The organism is Paraburkholderia sp. SECH4, from assembly GCF_030511745.1.
GTDB classification, from domain to species: domain Bacteria; phylum Pseudomonadota; class Gammaproteobacteria; order Burkholderiales; family Burkholderiaceae; genus Paraburkholderia; species Paraburkholderia madseniana.
Map to the genome: position 1 here is coordinate 115,119 of NZ_JALOCP010000017.1, position 17,930 is coordinate 133,048.

The window sequence follows — 17,930 nt, forward strand, 5'->3', positions numbered from 1 at the left end:
CTCAATACGCCGCCGCTTATGCCCGAGACCCGCTCCGGAGGCTGGTTTCAGCATGCTAGAATGCGCCGTCATCGCCGCTCGAATACACAATGAAAAAGGGAAGCAAGGCCGCCGAGCCTGATACCAACGGCATCGCGTCCGACACCCGACGCAAGTACGATCCCGAACAGACGAAGCGCAACATTCTCGACGTCGCGACGCAGGAGTTCTCCGCGATGGGATTGACCGGCGCACGCGTCGACGCGATCGCGGAGCGTACGAACACCACGAAGCGCATGCTGTACTACTACTTCGGCAGCAAGGAAGGGTTGTACCAGGCCGTGCTGGAAAAAGTGTACGGCGACATTCGCGCGCTCGAACAGGATCTGCACGTCAGCGAACTCGATCCGATCGAGGGCATGCGCGCGCTGGTCGAGTTTACATTTGACTATCACGACCGCCAGCGCGATTTTGTCCGCCTCGTGACGATCGAGAACATTCATGGCGCGAAGTACGTCGAGCAGGTGAAGAGCTTCAAAGGCCGCAACGTCACCGTCATTCATACGATCGAAGATCTGCTCTCGCGCGGCATCGCGGCGGGACTGTTCCGCAGCGACGTCGATGCGATCGACCTGCATCTGATGATCAGCTCGCTGTGCTTTCATCGTGTCGGCAATCGCCATACCTTCGGTACGGCGTTCGGCCGCGATCCGTCGCACCCGCGCTTGCGCGCGCGTCATCGCGCGATGATTGTCGACGCCGTGCTGCGTTTCGTGCGCAAGGAAGACTGAGGCAAGCCTGAAACGAAAAAAAGCGGGACCTGGCGCTAGCCAGGTCCCGCTTTTTTACTCAATGAAAGCCGTTCGAACGATACATGCTGTTCAGTCCACCAGCACGATCCGCTTGATATCGCCGACGATAAAGATGTACGACAGCGCGCCGATCAATGCGATCGCGCCGATGAACACCAGCGCCCCGACAAACGAGCCGGTTGCCGCGACGATGAAACCCACCACCAGCGGCGTGACGATGCCGGCCAGATTGGCGGCAAAGTTGAAGATGCCGCCGGTCACGCCAAGCAGGCCATCCGGCGCAATGTCCGACACCAGCGTCCAGCCCAGCGCCGCCATCCCCTGCGCGAAAAACGCCACCGACAGAATCGCGATCACCGCCACGTTGCTCTCGACATAGTTGGCGAGAATGATCGTCGATGCGAGCAGCAAACCGGCGATGATCGGCAGTTTGCGTGCCACGTTCGGCGACTTGCCGCGCCGCAGCAGCCAATCGGAGAAGATGCCGCCGAACATCACGCCGATCGACGCGGCAATGAACGGCATGATCGCGAAGAAGCCGATCTTCAGCCATGCCATATGGCGTTCGGTGGCGAGATACGTCGGGAACCAGGTGAGGAAAAACACGAGTGTCGAGTTACCGGCGAACTGACCAAGGCAGATGCCGGCCAATTGACGATGCTTGAGCAGGCGTCCGATGGTGCGCCATTCGAAGCCGCTCTTCTCCGATGCAGCCGGTGCGCCGGAAACATCGGCGTCCTTTTTGCTGTGCGTCAGACCGCCGCCTGCTTCGATATAGTCGAGTTCCGCCTGATTGACGGACGGATGATCGTGCGGCTCGCGATAGAACAACCACCAGATCACACCGAACACAAGACCCACGCCGCCCACCACGTAGAACAGCGAACGCCAGCCGAACGCGCCCATCAACATGAACAAAAACGGGCTGAAAAACGCGAGGCCGATATATTCGCCGACCGTGTAGGTGCCGGTCGCCATCGCGCGTTCGCTCTGCGGAAACCATGTGGCCACCACGCGGCTATTGGTCGGAAAGCATGGCGCTTCCGAGACGCCGAGGCCGAGCCGGAACACGAACAACGCCCCGATACCATGCACGAGCCCTTGCGCGAGGGTGCACAGCGACCAGAACGTCATCGACAGGAAATACGTGAGCTTGCTGCCGAAGCGGTCGAGAAAGAGGCCACCCGGAATCTGCGAGGCCACATAGCTCCACGAGAACACGGAGAACAGCAAGCCCATGAGCGCGGCGTTGATGCCGAGTTCCTTGGTCAGCTGCGGTGCCGCGATACCGAGCACCGTGCGGTCCAGATAGTTGATCATTGTGCCGACCGCTAGCAGCGAGAGAATCTGATAGCGGGCTTTCGAGCGGCGCGCGGTGCTCACCGTGGCAGCCGTTTGGCGAGTTGCCTCGGCGGGCGTGGAATGAATGGGTTGTGGCATGGCGTCTCTGTCTCCTCGGTCGGGTTACGTACCGGATATGTATGGCTTATGTGCTACTGGCCTGGCGTTGCAACAAGGACTGGAAATGCGTGTAAACGCGTTCGGCGTCGGGTTCCAGACCCGTGAAGATGCGCATCGCGTCGACCGCCTGATACACCGCCATCCCGCCGCCGCTCAGCGTGCGGCAGCCGAGTTCTTCGGCGGCCTGCAGCAGCGCAGTGCGGATCGGGAAATAGACGATGTCCGCTACCCACAAATCGCGGTGCAGCAATTCGACCGGCAAAGGCAAGCCCGGCAATTTCGCCATGCCGGTGGGCGTTGCGTGAATCAGGCCGTTAGCGGCGGCCAGCGATTCTGCGAGCGAGCTGCCGGCGCTGACGGTGGAGGCGGGGAAACGCTTCTGCAATTCCGCGGCGAGCGATGCGGCACGCTCCGCGTCCACGTCGAATAGCGTGAGCGTTTGCGCACCCATGGTCAGCGCGGCATGCGCGACCGCTGCGCCCGCGCCGCCCGCGCCCAGTTGCACGACGCGCGCGAGCGATACGTCCGGCAGGCCGCGTTGAAACGCACGCGCGAAACCGGACCAATCGGTGTTGTGGCCGATACGTTTGCCGTTCTTGAACAGAACCGTATTGACCGCGCCGAGTGCGCGCGCGTCGTCGGACAGTTCGTCAAGCAGAGGAATGACGGCCTGCTTGCAGGGATAGGTAATGTTCAGTCCGTTGTAGCCCATGCGTTCGGCGGCGGCGAGCAAATCGGCGAGCGCCGTGATGTCCAGCTTCAGCGCCTCCAGATCGATGCGCCGATACACATAGTGCAGACCCAGTTTGCTGCCCTCTTCCTCATGCATCGCGGGGCTAAGCGATCCGCCGATGCCCGAACCGATCAGACCGACGAGAAACGATTGCGGGCTCGCCTGAGCGTTTGCCTGTGTGTTCGCTTGTGCGTTCATTTGGCCGCCCTATTCTTAAGGATGACCGCCATCCGCTCCAGAGCGAGCACATAGCCCTGCGTGCCGCAACCAACGATGATAGCCTCGGCCACCGCCGACACGTACGAGTGATGCCGGAACGCTTCGCGGCGATGCACGTTCGAAATATGCACCTCGATGACGGGCTTTTCGATCGCAGAGAGCGCGTCGGCGATCGCTACCGAGGTATGCGTGTAAGCCGCCGGATTGATCACGATGCCATCAACCTTGCTGCGCGCCGCATGCAGCCAGTCGATGAGTTGGTGTTCCGCATTCGATTGGCAGAAATCGACCGACAGATCCAGCCGCTCGCCCGCGTCGCGGCAGAGCTGCGCGACGTCGTCGAGCGTTTCCGAACCATAGATGGCCGGCTCACGCGTGCCGAGCAGGTTGAGATTCGGTCCGTTGAGGACCAGCACTGAGGCAAAACTCATGACGACTACTCCTGCAAAAGGAAGGCATAAAGCGGGCCGCAGCACGCGCCGCGGCTCTACAACATGAGCGCAGTGTGCGCGCATTGCCCGCAATCGTCATTCGGGGTTTATACGAATTTGTACCATCTAGTTAGTTTGTATAGACTGTCGGGAAATTCCGCTAATATGGGCAATTCTGGCCTGCGCCCTGCTGGTTGACGGTAACTAGCTAGACCATTTTTCGCATTGCAGCATAGCGAACCGCAAGACATGCGGACGCCGTACAGTGGCCGCTTGGCGCTGCCCCAATAGCCGTTTCATTGTTTTTGCAGGAGCCGTTCATGCAACGTTCGATTGCCACCGTGTCGATCAGCGGGACCCTCGTCGAAAAGCTGACCGCAATCCAGGCGGCGGGCTTCGAAGGCGTCGAAATCTTCGAGAACGACCTGGTATATTTCGACGGCTCACCCGCCGACGTGCGGCGCATCGCCGAGGATCTTGGCCTGAAGATCATGCTGTTCCAGCCGTTCCGCGATTTCGACGGAGTAAGCCCGGAGCGCCTCGAACGCAATCTGGATCGGGCGAAGCGGAAGTTCGACGTGATGCACGAACTGGGTGCGGACCGGATTCTGGTGTGCAGCAACGTCTCGCCCGACACCATCTGCGACGATTCGCTGATGACCGACCAGCTCGGTGCGCTGGCCCGCGCGGCCGAAGCGGCCGGCGTGATTGCCGGCTATGAGGCGCTCGCGTGGGGCAAGCACGTCAAGACCTACCGCCACGCGTGGAAACTCGTCAACGCGGTCAATCATCCGAATCTGGGGCTTGTGCTCGACAGCTTTCATACGCTGTCGCTGAACGATACGGTGGACGCGATCGCCGATATCCCGGGCGATCGCATCGCCTTCGTACAGATTGCCGATGCACCGAAGCTCGCCATGGACGTGCTGGAATGGAGCCGCCACTACCGCTGCTTCCCGGGGCAAGGCGATTTCGATCTGGCAGGCTTCACCGCGCAGGTCGTGAAAACCGGCTACACAGGACCGCTTTCGCTCGAAATTTTCAACGACGGTTTTCGCGCCGCGCCGACTGCCATCACCGCGGCGGACGGCCATCGCTCATTGCTGTTCCTCGAGGAACAGACTCGTGCGCTGCTTGAATCCACCCGGCAGCCGGTCGGCGAACTCTATCGATCTCCCGCTGCGCCCGCGCACGTCGGCTATCAGTTTCTCGAGTTCGCGGTCGACCACACTACCCGCGCGCATCTCGTCGACTGGCTCGGCAAGCTGCGCTTCCGTCCGGCCGGCCAGCATCGTTCGAAAGATGTGACGCTGTTTCAGCACGGCGCGGCGTCGATCGTGCTGAATGCCGAACCGGATTCATTCGCCAATGCTTTCTTCCAGCAGCATGGTTTGTCGCTGTGCGCGTCGGCGTTTCGCGTGGATGACGCCAATCAGGCGTTCGAGCGCGCCGCTGGGTTCGGCTACGCCCCGTTCTCGGGTCAGATCGGCCCGAACGAACGCGTCCTGCCGGCCGTGCAGGCGCCCGACGGGAGCCTGAACTATTTCGTCGACGAGACACCCGACCAGCCCACTCTGTTCGAAGCCGATTTCGTGCTCACCGACATCAACGGTCCGACCGAAGTGGGGCCACTCACGCGCATCGACCATGTCTGCCTGTCTGTGCCGGCGCCTTCGCTGGATACGTGGGTCCTGTTTCTGCGGACCGCGCTCGGCTTTCAGGCCGAGCCTGGCGTACTGGTGCCCGACCCGTACGGGCTGGTGCGCAGCCGTGCGCTGCGCAGTCATGACGGTTCGGTGCGAATCGTACTGAACGCCTCGGTGGATCACCACACGGCAGTAGCCGAGGCCTTGCACACCTATCACGGCTCCGGCCTGAATCACGTCGCGTTCAGCACCGGCGATATTTTCAGCGCGGTACCCGAATTCGTCGCCGACGGTCTGCCGGTGTTGCGCATTCCGCGCAATTACTACGACGACCTCGCCGCCCGCTATGCGCTGCCGGACGAGACGCTCGAGGCGCTGCGCGCGCACAACATCCTGTACGACCGTGACGAACGCGGTGGCGAGTTCTTCCACGCTTACACCGAACAACTGGATCAGCGCTTTTTCCTGGAGATTGTCGAACGGCGTGGCGGCTACGACGGTTATGGCGCGGCCAATGCGGCCGTGCGGCTCGCGGCGCAGGCTCAGCGCCGCAAGTAGGAGTTTGCGGCCGGCAAAGCTGGTGGGCTGCGGTTTGCGGTTTGCTGCCCTTCACCCGCTAATTCAGACAGATCGGGCACGGCCCATGCTGCATCGGCTCAAGCGGGCACGCCGCACCGATATAATGGCGGTTGATCCGCGCCCCGCGCCGCGCGCACTCTGCCCAGTGCTGGTGTGGCGCGTACCGTCAGCCGAATGAAACGCCAGGAGAGATATGAAGAAGTTTGCCGTAGTCCTGTCAGTTCCCCTGCTTCTCAGCGCTTGCGCGTACTTCCAGAAGAATCCGGATGCCGGCGAGCCCGTTACGGACACCACCACGCAGCGCTCGGTCAACGACGTAGTCGCCTGCCTGACGCAAGTGGCGACCAGTCACAACGCCGCGTTCAAATCGACCGAGATCCCTCAGGGCCAGATGCTCGATTTCGGCGATTCGAATATCGTCAAGGTGCGCAGCGACAACGGCGCGACGACTTATCGCTTCTACGCGGGCAAACGCCACGTGAACAATCTGTGGATTGAATCGGCGAGCAAAACCTGCGCGCCGTAAGGTAAGCACGGGTAACAATCGGCCAGGTGTAACGGTCGGTAACTTGTGCCGGCGCAATCATAGTGTCACGGTGTTACATCACAATGGTGTCTTAAGAATCGTTTAAGACTTCATCCGCATGATCCGTCCGACACTATCCCGCACAAGGTGCGCTTCATGAACCAACCCGATCACAACACGAACGACACGCCCGCACCGGCGAAGCGGCCCACGATTCTGCGTCGCTTGCTGAGCCACCACGAACTGGCAACGCTGCTGCTGTTGCTGCACGCGCCGATCGACGCATCCGCGAAACCCGAGATTCCGCAGCTTCACGAAGCCGGCCTGATCGAAACGGTCTCCGGCGACGCAGGCGACTCGCATATCCGTCTGACGCCCGAAGGCAACGCAGTGTTGCGCGGACTTGGCGTGAAATAAGGCGCGCTTTACATTTTACTTACGCCTGCCACACGCCGTACCCCGCCTCGCGTAGTCCAATCGCCAATTCCACTTCCATATCCTGTGCGCCGCGGTAAGGCATCGGATTGTAAACTTCATACAATTCGGGCATGAGGCGCAGGCCGTAATCGCGCACATAGCGATTTGCCTGAATGCCGGCCTTGTGCCGGTCGAATCTCAGATCCGGGTCCAATCCCGTCATTCCCACGTACACGCACGGCTTGTCGAACCGGTAATCCGGATTCGCGCGGCGAAAGCGTGCCTCGTTCCAGACGGTGTCGTCCAACGCGACGACGTAGACGTAGTAATGATGCTTGCGACGAACCATGTGTGCGGCGGCTCAGCTTCGCGAGGTTCCGTGCAGCAGCATCCGGTACTCGGTCGGCGTGACGCCGACGGTCGCCTTGAATTGACGCGTAAACGCGCTGTGATCGGTGTAGCCGCAGAGTGCGGCGACGTCGGTGACCTTGTCGTGTGAAACCAGCAATGCGGTGGCGGCGTCCAGCCGCGTTTTCAGCAGCACCTGGCGCGGCGTCAAATGAAACACTTTGTGAAAGTAGCGCTCCAGTTGCGCCACCGACATATCCGCCATTGCAGCAAGCTGCTTCAGATTCAGCGGCTGCACATAGTTTTCCTGAATGGACTGCACCACTTCAGCCAGCCGGCTGTACGCGGGATGACTGCTTTCGTCCGCTTTCAGGTCGCGGGAGATGCCGGCGAGGCCGACTACCTTACCCGCCGCATCGCGCAACGGCTGCTTGCAGGTCAGGCACCAACCCGGCTGACGGCCGGGATACAGATGCAACTCCAACTGATCGATCATCTGGCTGCCGACGTTGATGATCGCTTTGTCCTGGGCGGTGTAGATACGACCGAAACGGTGCGGGAAGACGTCCTCGGCGGTCTTGCCGAGCAGCGCGGACTTTTCCTTGAAGCCACAGCGCGAAGCCAGCGTGCGATTGACCAGCGCATAGCGGGCATGCGCGTCCTTGACGAAGAACACAACGTCCGGCATCGCATCGAACACGGGCTCGAGCAGCGTGAAATGCGACAGCATGCCGGACAGCGTTGCGTCGTCCGGTTCGAGCGGATGAGCCAGCGTGTTCATCGTGCGGGTTCCGTGGTCGGTGCGGTTGTACGTTGGGTACGTTCACCCGCGCAACTACACGGGTTGGCACTTGCGGTCGATTATAGGGCCACGCGCTACTGAAAATATCCAGGGGACGAATGGATGGCGGGGTCATTCAGCACGTGACTGCTCCTCGCTGATTGCCATCAACGTGCTGATTTGCGCCGGACCGAAGGGCGGGCGCGGCGCGGCAGCTTGCCAGCCTAAGTACAGCGAAGCCGCGGCGCCGCAGATACGGCCCTGGCATGCGCCCATCCCGCAGCGGGTATGCAGCTTGGCCTCGCGCCAATCCGGATAGGCGCACACCTCGCCGAGGCTGACGTCTTCACAACGGCAGAGCAGCGTGGCGTCGTCGGGTGGCGTGCGCGCGGCGGCCTGCAAGGCAAAGGCCGTTTCGACGCGCCTCGCGAAACGCCGCCATCGCGCACGTTGCGCTTGCAGTGCAGTGCGGTTTGCCGAGGTGAAGCTTGCCGAGACGCCGCTCGCGGACAGCCCCGCAATCTCGCCTTCCACACCCGCCAGTTCCGCGCCGCCGACGCCCGTGCATTCGCCAGCCGCCAGCACGCCGTCGACCGAAGTCCGCTGTTCACCGTCGACGACGATCTCGCCCGCTTCGTTGATCGCACAGCCGAGCGCTTGCGCAAGCGTGATGTTCGGCACGAGTCCATAGCCGCAGGCGATGCGGTCGCAGTCGAGCGTCGACTCCTGCTGGCCGCGCCGGATCGTCACGCGCTCGACACGGCCATCGCCATGCGCTTGTCGGACGATGCTGCCGGTCCAGTAATGCACGCCCGCGAAGCCGCGCGTCATAGCAACGGCTTGCCGCAACTTCGCCGGCTCGCTAAACAATGAGACTCCGAATCGGGCGACCTGGAGCGCCGAGGCCTGCTCCACGACCGCCAGCACCCGCGCCCCCGCTGCACGTGCGGTGGCAAGCGCCGCGATCAGCAAGGGACCGCTGCCTGCAATCACGATCCGTTCGCCGCGTACCGGCATGCCGCCTTTGATGAGTGCCTGCAGTGCGCCTGCACCGGTCACACCGGGCAAGGTCCAGCCGGCGAATGGCAGTAGCCGCTCGCGCGCGCCGGTCGCGAGAATCAATCGATCGTAGCTGATCGACACACCACCATGCTCAGCCGACTCGAGCAGCAAACCTCGCGGACGCAAAGGCGCGATCACGCGGGCCGACGGCAAAAGGGTGACATTGGTTTGCGTCTTCAAGGCGCCGAGCAGGCCTTGTAGCGGCACTTGCGGCGGATGGCCGGGACCTTGCCGCCAGATTTGACCGCCGGCGCGCGGATTGTCGTCGAGCACCGCGACTGAGGCGCCCTCGCGTGCCGCTGCCTGCGCGGCGTTCAACCCGGCTGGACCGGCGCCTACCACGACGATGTCGAAGTGCTGCTTCATCGTTTGTCCGTGGTGGTGGGGGCGTTGGTCCCGCTGGTCGCGGTGGCGGCGTTGGTCGCGTTGACAGCATTGGCCGCAGCCGCGGCAGTGCAAACCACCTGCCCATCGCGGCAAAGCGTCTGGCATGCCAACGCATGCGCCCGGCCGTCGATCGTGACGCGGCACTCCTGGCACACGCCCATCCCGCACAACGCGGCGCGCGGCTCGCCGCTGACCGACGTCCGCGTGCCGCCCGCGCCCGCCATGACAAGCGCCGCGGCCACGATCGTGCCCGCGTCGACCTCGACGCTTCTACCGTCGATCGTCAAGTGAAGGCGTGTTGCATCGGCGTCAGTCATGGACCACCTTCTGCGTAAAACGGACCGGCAAGTACGGCTCGGTGGGAATCGGCGCGGTGTTCCCGGTGATCAGCGCGGCAAGCAACTTTGCAGTGCCCAGCGAAGTCGTCACGCCCAGTCCCTCGTGTCCGACCGCAAGCCACACGCCGGGTACAAAATCACCCGCCGGACCGATCAACGGCAGACCATCCGGCGACGCTGCACGAAAGCCGGTCCACGCGCGGATCCCATTGAGCGTCGGCAGGACCGGCAGATAGTGCGCCGCGCGCTGCAGCATCTGGGCGAGCACCGGCATGTCGACGGCGGGATCGGTTGTATCGAACTGGCGCGACGAGCCGATCAGCAACTGGCCTGTAGGCCGCGGCTGCGCATTGAATGCCACCGAGGTGCCAGCCGCGTGATGCGCGCTCTTGATGTAGCCCAGTTCGAGCAGTTGGTGGCGAATGAGTCCGGGATAACGGTCGGTGATCAGCAAATGACCTTTCTTCGGTTGCAACGGCAGCGACGGCAGCAGTTGCTGAGCACCCAGACCATTGGCCGCGATCACATGTGCGGCGCTGATGCGCTCTCCGTTGGCCAGCGTCACGCCACGCGCGCTGATCTCGGCGACCTGCGTTCCGAGCCGCACACGGATATTCTCGACTCCTGAAGATTGCGTCAGCAGCCACTCGGCAACCGTGGGCGCATACACGATGCTGTCGTGCTCGATCCGCAAGCCGCCCGCCATCGATGCCGCCAGCGCCGGCTCGCACGCCCGCAACGCAGCCGCGTCGAGCAGTTGAGCGGAGACGCCCTGCGCTTCGAAGGCTGCATGCATGGTTCGGGCGGCTTGCCATTCCTCATCGTCGGCGGCAACCCATAAAGTACCGCAGCGCGCGAACGCATCGCGCGTGCGCAGTTGCGGCGCGAGCGCCAGCCACAAGTCGCGCGAATAGCGGCTCAGCGCGAACTCCGCGGGCGAGTCGTTCATCACGACGATGTGGCCCATGCCCGCCGCCGTCGCGCCGCCGCCGCCGATGCCCTGCGCGTCGATTACCTCGACCCGCATGCCAAGCGCGGCCAGCTCCGCCGCGCAAGCCGCGCCGACAATACCGGCCCCGACGATCAACGCATCCGCTGTCATGCCGTGCGGATGCCCCATGCGAACGGGTCGCGCTCGTCGAAACACAAACGCCCTTCGGCCATGATGTGCGCGTGGCCGGTGATGGTCGGAATCACCGAGACGCCATCGCCGGCGTGACGATAGCTCGCCTCGAATACGCTGCCGATGATGCTCTCCTGCCGCCACACCGCGCCTTCGGCAAGCTTGCCGTCGGCGGCAAGGCAGGCGATCTTCGCGCTCGTGCCGGTACCGCACGGCGAGCGATCATACGCGTTGCCGGGACAGAGGACGAAGCTGCGGCTGTCGATACCGTCTCGCGAGCCGGGTCCGAAGAGTTCGATGTGGTCGATCAAGGCGCCGTCCGCACCGGTGATGCGCTGCGCGATCAGCGCATCGCGAATTACGGCACTGAACGCGCTCAGCTCAGCGATACGCGCCGCCTCCAGCGAGTGCCCATGGTCGGCGACGAGAAAGAACCAGTTGCCGCCCCAGCCGATGTCGCCAGTCAACATGCCGTAGCCCGGCACGTCCACCTGCACGCCTTGCCGGTAGCGATAAGCCGGCACGTTGCGCACGGCCACACTGCCGTCCTCGTTGAGCGTCGCTTCGACGACGCCGACCGGCGTCTCGATCCGATGAAGCCCCGGCCCGATCCGCCCCATGTGCGCGAGCGAGACAACGAGACCGATCGTGCCGTGCCCGCACATGCCGAGATAGCCCACGTTGTTGAAAAAGATCACGCCGGCCGCGCACGCGGGGTCGTCCGGCTCGCACAGCAGCGCGCCGACCACCACGTCCGAGCCGCGTGGTTCGGTGACGATGCCTGCGCGCCAGTCGTCGAATTGCGTGCGAAACACGTCGAGACGCTGCGCCAGCGTGCCGCCGCCGAGTGCCGGGCCACCCGACACCACCAGGCGGGTCGGTTCACCGCCGGTGTGCGAGTCGATGATGTCTAGGGTTTTCATGATGCACATGGTAGGAATGCCGGGCGCCGGAGTCTTGGTGCGCATAATCGTGGATTGTGACGATTTCAGCATAGCTTATCTGTCCATCCGCGCGCGCGTCGGCTATTGAAATCAGGTGGGCGCCGCGTCTGCACAACCTCTATCGAGCGAGGTCAAGAACGCATGTGAGGCCCAGTCAACATGCTTTCGACGTATTTTGCGTCCTATGCTGAAATAGCTGATCCGCTTGGCCTTGCCGGGCATACAAGCACAGCCACTATGCTGAAATCGTCATCCACCACGCGCGAATCACGCAAGACGGCAGCATTTTCCCTGCTTACACTGCGCTTCGACTCAACACACTCAGGAGAGCAGTCGTGGCGCATATCTGGGAAGGCGTATTGCCCGCAGTTACCACCAAGTTTCACGCGGATTTCAGCATAGATCGCGAATGGACCGGCAAGAATATCGACGCGCAGATCGACGCGGGTGCGGACGGCATCATCGTGTGCGGATCGCTCGGCGAAGCATCGACGCTCTCGCTGGACGAGAAGCTGCAAGTGCTCGACATCGCCGTCGAGGCCTCGCGCGGCCGTGTGCCCGTTCTGCTGACGATCGCCGAGAACAGCACGCTCGACGCGTGCCGTCAGGCCGAAGCCGGCAACCGGCATGGCGCGGCCGGTTTCATGGTGCTACCCGGGCTGCGCTATCTGTCGGACCGGCGCGAAACGCTGCACCATTTTCGCAGCGTCGCCGATGCGAGCGCGCTGCCGCTGATGATCTATAACAATCCGCTTGCCTATGGCGTCGACATGACGCCCGACATGTTCGCGGAAATCGCCGACGAAAAGAAGATCGTCGCGATCAAGGAATCATGCGGCGACGTGCGGCGCGTGACCGATCTGATCAACGTGGTCGGCGACCGCTTCGCGATTCTGTGCGGGGTCGACAACCTCGCGATGGAAGCGATATTGATGGGTGCGCATGGCTGGGTGGCCGGTCTCGTGTGCGCGTTTCCGCGCGAGACGGTGGTGATTTACAAGTTGCTGAAGGCGGGCCGTCTTGAAGAAGCGCGTGCGATCTATCGCTGGTTCGCGCCGCTGCTCGCGCTCGACGTCTCGTCGAAGCTGGTGCAGAACATCAAGCTGGCCGAGACGATCGTCGGGCTCGGTACGGAGCCGGTGCGGCCGCCGCGTCTGCCGTTGGCCGGAGACGAACGCAAGGCAGTCGAAGCGTTGATCCGCCGGGCGATTGAAAACCGGCCGACGCTGCCGCAGGTTTGAGTTGCGGCTAGTTGATGGACAGCCGCTCCCGGTCGCGGCGCGGCCGGTGATGTGCCGGTTTGTCAGGCCGCCTGCTTTTCCGCGGCCGCTTCACCTTGCCGCAGATGCAGCAGCCGATAGCCGCTCTTGTAAACGGGTTGCAGCCGGAAGTCGTTTTGCGGCTCGATCTCGAGCAGCAGGCGCAGACGCGACACGTGGCTGTCGATCGTGCGGGTGAACTCGCGGAACTCACGGCCCCACACCATCGCGAAGATATGGTCGCGCGACATTACGCGGCCAATATTGGAAAAGAACAGCGACGCCAACCGGTATTGCGTGCCCGATAGCGGCACCGGCTGACCGCGCAGCATGACGAGCTGGCGATGCGTGTCGAAATGGTACATCCCCGGCGAATCAAAAAATCCACACGTATTCAATGACATAGCCCAGTTTTTTGCACCTGTTTTCAGGTGCAAAAACGTCCTATAGCGTCCCAATAAAATCAAAGAGTTACGAGGGGTTTTGAACAGGCAAAACGGCGTATCTGCGGCTCAGCCGGGCCGCGCATACCTCGTGGATGCCGCAAACCACCGGCGACGCGTAGTCGAGCATCCAGCCGTCGATAAAGAGCGGCACCAGCGATCGCTCCATCACGAGGCCAAACGTCTCCATGACCTGTGGTGCGAGCCCGGGCGCCATCTGTCCGAGCGGGATGCGTTCCTGCCAATCAAGGTGCGCTCCGTTTGCCTTGCACCAGATGCGTCCTGATTCCACCAGATGGTCCGTGCGCAGCCATTCGCCGGTGCGCGCCCGAGCGACCAGCTCGGCAACGACGAGATAGCAGAGCAGTTCGGCGCGGGCTTCTTCGCCCACGCCTCCGGCTGGTGGGACACCTGAACCTTGCGATGCCGTCATTTGCGGGCCTTGCTCAGGAGGTGCGACAGCCCCAGGTCCGTTGCGATCTTCCAGACGTGACTGCGCGAGTAGCGTACGCCGAGCTTCCTCTCGATGATCGTTCCGAGACGTTGGTTGGTCCAGAGATCGGAGTCGAAATCGTGCAGCCTGGGCGAGTGTCGAAGTGCCGCAGCGATCCATGAAAGCGCCTGATCATCGAGTATGCCCGGAGCCCGCCGGATGGGCGTTTTGCATGATCGCATCCCGGTCGTGCACGCCTAGATTGATTGTCAGCTGTCTGACATAGACGATGGAAAACCGCTGGCCGAACTGGCGTTCGATAACTGCCTGCAGTACCGGATTTGACCACCGATCAACCTCGAAGCCATGACGGCGCGGAGACCCACGAACGGCGTCGACGATCCACGCACGTGCCTCCTCGTCCAAAGCGGACTTTCCCCCACCCACGCTCATTTTGTCGAGAGCCGCAACGCCTCTCATGTCGAGAACGGCCTTATGTCGTTTGACCGACTCGACGCATAGACCTACTGTCAGCGCGACGCTCTCGGGGCTACCACCGCCGGCCAGCAGTTGGGCCGCCTGAATTCTCTTCGCGGCAGTCGGCGTTAGTTTGGAGGTGGAGCTCATGAGAGATAGGCGTGATCTGATAACCCATTCTTGCACAGGTTAGCAATTTGCGAAGACGCGACCGTCGGTTCTGCATCCGGCGGCTTCCCGCCCTCCTCTTAACTGATCAACGGGCACTCTCTGGCTCGCTCGCTTACCCACAGTCTAAAGATTAACCGCTCCCGGGCGGCGGCGCGCTCATGAGACGAATTGGTGCCACGCGCCCTGCCTTGCATCTGCGGAACTCCATGTGATTCTGGACTTGTCCTCACAAAGCATCAACGTGCGAGGCCAGCGGTCGGACGGCTTCTGTCTCCAAAGGCGGATTACTCCGGCAAACCAACCTATTCAAGGATCCCCATGGGCAATCCGCAAAAGAATCTCTGGCAGGTATTCGTCGAAGAATGCCGACAGTGCCTCGCTGACTACTTCTCGCCATTCATCCTCCTCGCACGGTGGTTACGACGCCGCACGCGCAAGTGACATGTCAACGGCACACGCAAGGAGATACCAGTTGGAAACCACACACTTTACCGCGGCCAATGGCCGCGAGGTCATCAAAGTCGTGACCGACTCGCGCGTCACCGGCTATATCGATGGCAGCATCCCGCCCGAAGCGATTGAAGCCTGGTACAGGCGCCTGAGTGCTGACCTCCGGCGCCGTATCGCACACTCGCGACGCATGCTGCGGCGGAACCGGCGTCGCACAACCAGGCCGATGCGCAAATGTCCGCGCCGTCGGCACCCGGAACCGCGCCTATGGCTGCCCAGACGAGGCCGCCCGCTCATTGTGATTCGCTAGTCCGCATCAACTTGCTTTCCCATTTGGCCATGCGAACCTGAATCTTTTGCCGCACGACGAGCCGTCGCGACGGGACCGACGGATCCAGTTCATTACCTACACGGAGCTTCACATGCAAAACGATCAGCAGCAACCGTCACTGTTTTCCTTCATCCACCCGGACCACGCGTGTCTCCCCCGTCCGGTCAGGACGCTCTGCAACACCGTTGCCACACTAATGTTTTTCGCACCGGTTTTCATGAGCTGTACTTCGTGCCTTGGAATCCTGCTGGGACTTGCTGACCTGCAGGAGGCCTGTCCGGCTCTGACGCACGGGCTTGCCCTCGGGGTAATCGACATGATCAAGGGCTGCGCAATCGGATTCACTGCGCTTCTCCTCACCGCGGTTTTCTTCGAACGCGCGCGGTTCGCGCAGTTCATCCGCGAAGACCTGTACAGCATGATCGAGGACGAGATCATGCCCATGTACCGCTAGGCGTTTCGGGTTCTTCCACGCCCAAGTTCCGTCTCGCCCCTGTAACCCACCTGCTTGTACGGAGAGTCATCCATGAAGGATGCCATCGTATTCACGGCCCGTCTGTTCCCTCCGATCCTCACTGGTGTCCTCATGGGTGCCGGCGTTGGATCCGTTCTTTACCTCCATGACAGGCACCGGTTGCTCGCTATGCTGGCCTGCACGGGTCTGACGCTCTCGCTCCACCACTTTGTCCGCGCCGCCCGCTGGCTGATGGTCACCGGGACCTTCGCAATGCTTATGCTTGGGATCGGTCAGTATTCCGCGTTGAGCGCTGGTCTGTTCGGCGTCGGAATCGCACTGTGGATAGCATTGCGTGCCGGGCGCGGGTACGGCAAGACCGGCCAACCCACCCAGCGCCCCGTACAACAGCCCGTCCCACGCTCGGGGGCACAGGATGCACCAGGTCAACCGGCACCCCAGCGGGCATACGCCCTGGACGACCGCGTACTGCGCGCCCGGTTCGCCTTTGACGCCATCACCGGCATGGCTGACACAAAGAACAGGTTACTCAACGCGGCGCGCGACATCCTTGCCAACCCCGCTCAGGCGAGAAACGGCATCCTCCTGTCCGGCGAACCCGGCAATGGAAAAACCATGTTTGCCGAAGCACTCGCCGGAGAGTTACAGGTCCCCTTCTTCTCGATTGCCTATCAGGACATCGCCTCGAAGTGGGTCAATGAAACACCTGAGCGCCTGAAGGCCACTTTTGCGCAGGCCACCCAGCTAGGTCAGGCTGTCCTCCTGATTGACGAGGTGGACGGATTCATCAAGGCAAGGCACGACGCCCACCACATGGATCGCGATCTGACGAACACGATGCTCACCGAGATCGTCCGTCTGCGCGGCACCCGAATTATCCTGGTCGCCGCCACTAACGATCTCGACTGGCTCGACGGGGCCGCGGTGCGCGAAGGTCGCTTCGACTTCAAGATCGAGGTGCCACCGCCAGACGCGCCAGCACGCGAAGCGCTGCTTTCGCGTACCGTCTTCCATGCGTTCGGACCGAAGGCGCTCAGCATGCCAGTGCTTAAGAGTCTCGCGGCCCGCTGGGAAGGGTTCAGTGCTGCCCGTCTGATGGCCGTGGGACCTCAACTTGCCGACATGCGGCGCGAAGGCCTTTTCGGGAACGAACCCGTTTCGTTCGATATTGCGATGCGGGCCATGCGTCGCATCCAGGGGTCGAAGGGCCACCTGCCGGAGAACGTCAAGACGGTCGACGAAATCATCATGCCCGAGGGCTCGCGTGATGAACTTAAACGGCTTGCGCTGCGCCTGCGCCATGTTCACCGCATGGAACAGCTCGGCGGCGCACTTCCCCGCGGCGTACTGTTCTACGGCCCACCGGGCACCGGCAAGACGCAGGCCGCAATGGCCATCGCAAAAGCCAGCGGATGGGCGGTTCTCAAGACAACCGGCGCCGAGCTTCTCGCCAGCCATTCCGCGTGGAGCCAGCTATACCGGCAGGCGAAGGACCTGCGGCCGTGCATCGTGTTCGTCGACGAAGCGGATGATGTCTTCCGGAATAGAAGCATGTCTGCGGCTGTAGCCGTGACCAACCGCATTCTTGCGTCGATCGACGGCGCCGACGGCCGTGTGCCTGACGTACTTGTGATTGCGGCTACCAATCATCCGGAGGCGCTGGATCCGGCGGTTTTGCGTGGCGGCCGCCTCGAGCAGAAGATCCGCTTTGACGTGCCGTCACGCGAGTCGCTCGCGGTTTATATCCGCTCCCGGCTGAAGCTCAAAGTAGGAGACACCTTTGCAATTTCGCGGCACACCGTGGAATGCGTGATCACGGCGCTTGAGGGCTGCTCGATTGCCGACACGGACGCCGCATTGCAGCGGCTCATCGACGAGGCTGCGGCACACCATATCGAAACTATTACGACTGCCGATGTGCGCGCAGCGCTCTCAACACTGGATATTTCCGTTGGTTGAACCGTCTGAGGCACACTCGCGATAGGGCACTGAGCTCCGACAGCCTAAGCGTCTCCTTGCCCACGACCGATTCGTATCGGCATTGCGTTTCCGGTGTGATAAGTTCCAGGATTACAGGCCGGCCAGGCCGAGAGCCTATCAGCCAA

General features: G+C 62.3%; 18 protein-coding genes and 2 pseudogenes. 7 read left to right on the forward strand and 13 right to left on the reverse strand.

Features of this window, described 5'->3' with window-relative positions; all coding sequences use genetic code 11:
- Window positions 1-89 precede the first annotated feature (89 nt).
- A complete protein-coding gene (locus M0D67_RS22585) occupies window positions 90-770 on the forward strand; it encodes a TetR family transcriptional regulator (RefSeq protein WP_097396063.1) in 681 nt (226 codons plus the stop codon).
- Window positions 771-860: 90 nt separating this feature from the next.
- Here M0D67_RS22585 and M0D67_RS22590 read toward each other — a convergent pair whose 3' ends face one another.
- The 3 genes from M0D67_RS22590 to aroQ are packed head-to-tail and all read right to left on the reverse strand — an operon-like array spanning window position 861 to window position 3,635.
- Window positions 861-2,231 carry an MFS transporter gene (locus M0D67_RS22590; protein WP_266239709.1) on the reverse strand — a complete coding sequence of 457 codons (1,371 nt, stop codon included), beginning with the start codon at window positions 2,229-2,231 and terminating at the stop codon, window positions 861-863.
- Between the two features lie 46 nt (window positions 2,232-2,277).
- Entirely contained in the window at window positions 2,278-3,183 is a 906-nt protein-coding gene (locus M0D67_RS22595) for a shikimate dehydrogenase (RefSeq protein ID WP_154558528.1), read from the reverse strand.
- Complete coding sequence (gene aroQ, locus M0D67_RS22600; protein ID WP_154558529.1) at window positions 3,180-3,635, reverse strand: type II 3-dehydroquinate dehydratase; 456 nt, start codon at window positions 3,633-3,635, stop codon at window positions 3,180-3,182. The genes M0D67_RS22595 and aroQ overlap by 4 nt, the downstream gene beginning before the upstream one ends.
- A gap of 320 nt (window positions 3,636-3,955) precedes the next feature.
- Here aroQ and M0D67_RS22605 point away from each other — a divergent pair, with 320 nt between their 5' ends.
- The 3 genes from M0D67_RS22605 to M0D67_RS22615 all read left to right on the forward strand — a co-directional run bounded on the left by M0D67_RS22605 (window position 3,956) and on the right by M0D67_RS22615 (window position 6,803).
- Window positions 3,956-5,839 carry a bifunctional sugar phosphate isomerase/epimerase/4-hydroxyphenylpyruvate dioxygenase family protein gene (locus M0D67_RS22605; protein ID WP_266239710.1) on the forward strand — a complete coding sequence of 628 codons (1,884 nt, stop codon included), beginning with the start codon at window positions 3,956-3,958 and terminating at the stop codon, window positions 5,837-5,839.
- A gap of 214 nt (window positions 5,840-6,053) precedes the next feature.
- Entirely contained in the window at window positions 6,054-6,386 is a 333-nt protein-coding gene (locus M0D67_RS22610; protein WP_097396058.1) for a hypothetical protein, read from the forward strand.
- A gap of 156 nt (window positions 6,387-6,542) precedes the next feature.
- Window positions 6,543-6,803, forward strand: a complete 261-nt coding sequence (locus M0D67_RS22615) for a hypothetical protein (protein WP_154558531.1) — start codon at window positions 6,543-6,545, stop codon at window positions 6,801-6,803.
- Window positions 6,804-6,822: 19 nt separating this feature from the next.
- On the opposite strand, the gene M0D67_RS22620 is transcribed toward M0D67_RS22615, so the two are convergent.
- The 6 genes and pseudogenes from M0D67_RS22620 to M0D67_RS22645 all read right to left on the reverse strand — a co-directional run bounded on the left by M0D67_RS22620 (window position 6,823) and on the right by M0D67_RS22645 (window position 11,774).
- Window positions 6,823-7,152: a hypothetical protein gene (locus M0D67_RS22620; RefSeq protein ID WP_093645319.1), complete on the reverse strand. Its 330-nt coding sequence runs from the start codon at window positions 7,150-7,152 to the stop codon at window positions 6,823-6,825.
- Window positions 7,153-7,164: 12 nt separating this feature from the next.
- On the reverse strand, window positions 7,165-7,932 hold the full coding sequence (locus M0D67_RS22625) for an AraC family transcriptional regulator (RefSeq protein WP_154558532.1): 768 nt from the start codon (window positions 7,930-7,932) through the stop codon (window positions 7,165-7,167).
- A gap of 132 nt (window positions 7,933-8,064) precedes the next feature.
- A complete protein-coding gene (locus tag M0D67_RS22630; protein WP_266239711.1) occupies window positions 8,065-9,360 on the reverse strand; it encodes an FAD-dependent oxidoreductase in 1,296 nt (431 codons plus the stop codon).
- 86 nt (window positions 9,361-9,446) lie between these two features.
- A pseudogene (locus tag M0D67_RS22635) lies at window positions 9,447-9,698 on the reverse strand ((2Fe-2S)-binding protein); the annotation flags it as partial.
- A complete protein-coding gene (locus M0D67_RS22640; protein ID WP_266239749.1) occupies window positions 9,691-10,821 on the reverse strand; it encodes an FAD-binding oxidoreductase in 1,131 nt (376 codons plus the stop codon). The pseudogene M0D67_RS22635 and the gene M0D67_RS22640, both read right to left, overlap by 8 nt.
- A complete protein-coding gene (locus tag M0D67_RS22645; protein WP_266239750.1) occupies window positions 10,818-11,774 on the reverse strand; it encodes a 4-hydroxyproline epimerase in 957 nt (318 codons plus the stop codon). The genes M0D67_RS22640 and M0D67_RS22645 overlap by 4 nt, the downstream gene beginning before the upstream one ends.
- A 347-nt stretch (window positions 11,775-12,121) precedes the next feature.
- Here M0D67_RS22645 and M0D67_RS22650 point away from each other — a divergent pair, with 347 nt between their 5' ends.
- A complete protein-coding gene (locus M0D67_RS22650) occupies window positions 12,122-13,027 on the forward strand; it encodes a dihydrodipicolinate synthase family protein (protein ID WP_266239713.1) in 906 nt (301 codons plus the stop codon).
- 62 nt (window positions 13,028-13,089) lie between these two features.
- Here M0D67_RS22650 and M0D67_RS22655 read toward each other — a convergent pair.
- The 4 genes and pseudogenes from M0D67_RS22655 to M0D67_RS22670 all read right to left on the reverse strand — a co-directional run.
- A pseudogene (locus tag M0D67_RS22655) lies at window positions 13,090-13,401 on the reverse strand (helix-turn-helix domain-containing protein); the annotation flags it as partial.
- 115 nt (window positions 13,402-13,516) lie between these two features.
- Complete coding sequence (locus tag M0D67_RS22660) at window positions 13,517-13,879, reverse strand: hypothetical protein (protein ID WP_154558535.1); 363 nt, start codon at window positions 13,877-13,879, stop codon at window positions 13,517-13,519.
- 38 nt (window positions 13,880-13,917) lie between these two features.
- Window positions 13,918-14,163 carry a winged helix-turn-helix domain-containing protein gene (locus tag M0D67_RS22665; RefSeq protein WP_266239714.1) on the reverse strand — a complete coding sequence of 82 codons (246 nt, stop codon included), beginning with the start codon at window positions 14,161-14,163 and terminating at the stop codon, window positions 13,918-13,920.
- The gene (locus M0D67_RS22670) at window positions 14,114-14,548 is read right to left on the reverse strand and encodes a transposase (RefSeq protein WP_266239715.1); all 435 of its coding nucleotides are present in this window, start codon (window positions 14,546-14,548) and stop codon (window positions 14,114-14,116) included. Before M0D67_RS22670 ends, M0D67_RS22665 begins: the two co-directional genes overlap by 50 nt.
- Before the next feature lie 893 nt (window positions 14,549-15,441).
- Here M0D67_RS22670 and M0D67_RS22675 point away from each other — a divergent pair.
- Window positions 15,442-15,804 (forward strand): hypothetical protein, encoded by a 363-nt coding sequence (locus tag M0D67_RS22675; RefSeq protein WP_266239716.1) that lies wholly within the window; start codon window positions 15,442-15,444, stop codon window positions 15,802-15,804.
- A 72-nt stretch (window positions 15,805-15,876) separates the two neighbouring features.
- Entirely contained in the window at window positions 15,877-17,784 is a 1,908-nt protein-coding gene (locus M0D67_RS22680; protein ID WP_266239717.1) for an AAA family ATPase, read from the forward strand.
- Window positions 17,785-17,930: the final 146 nt, after the last annotated feature.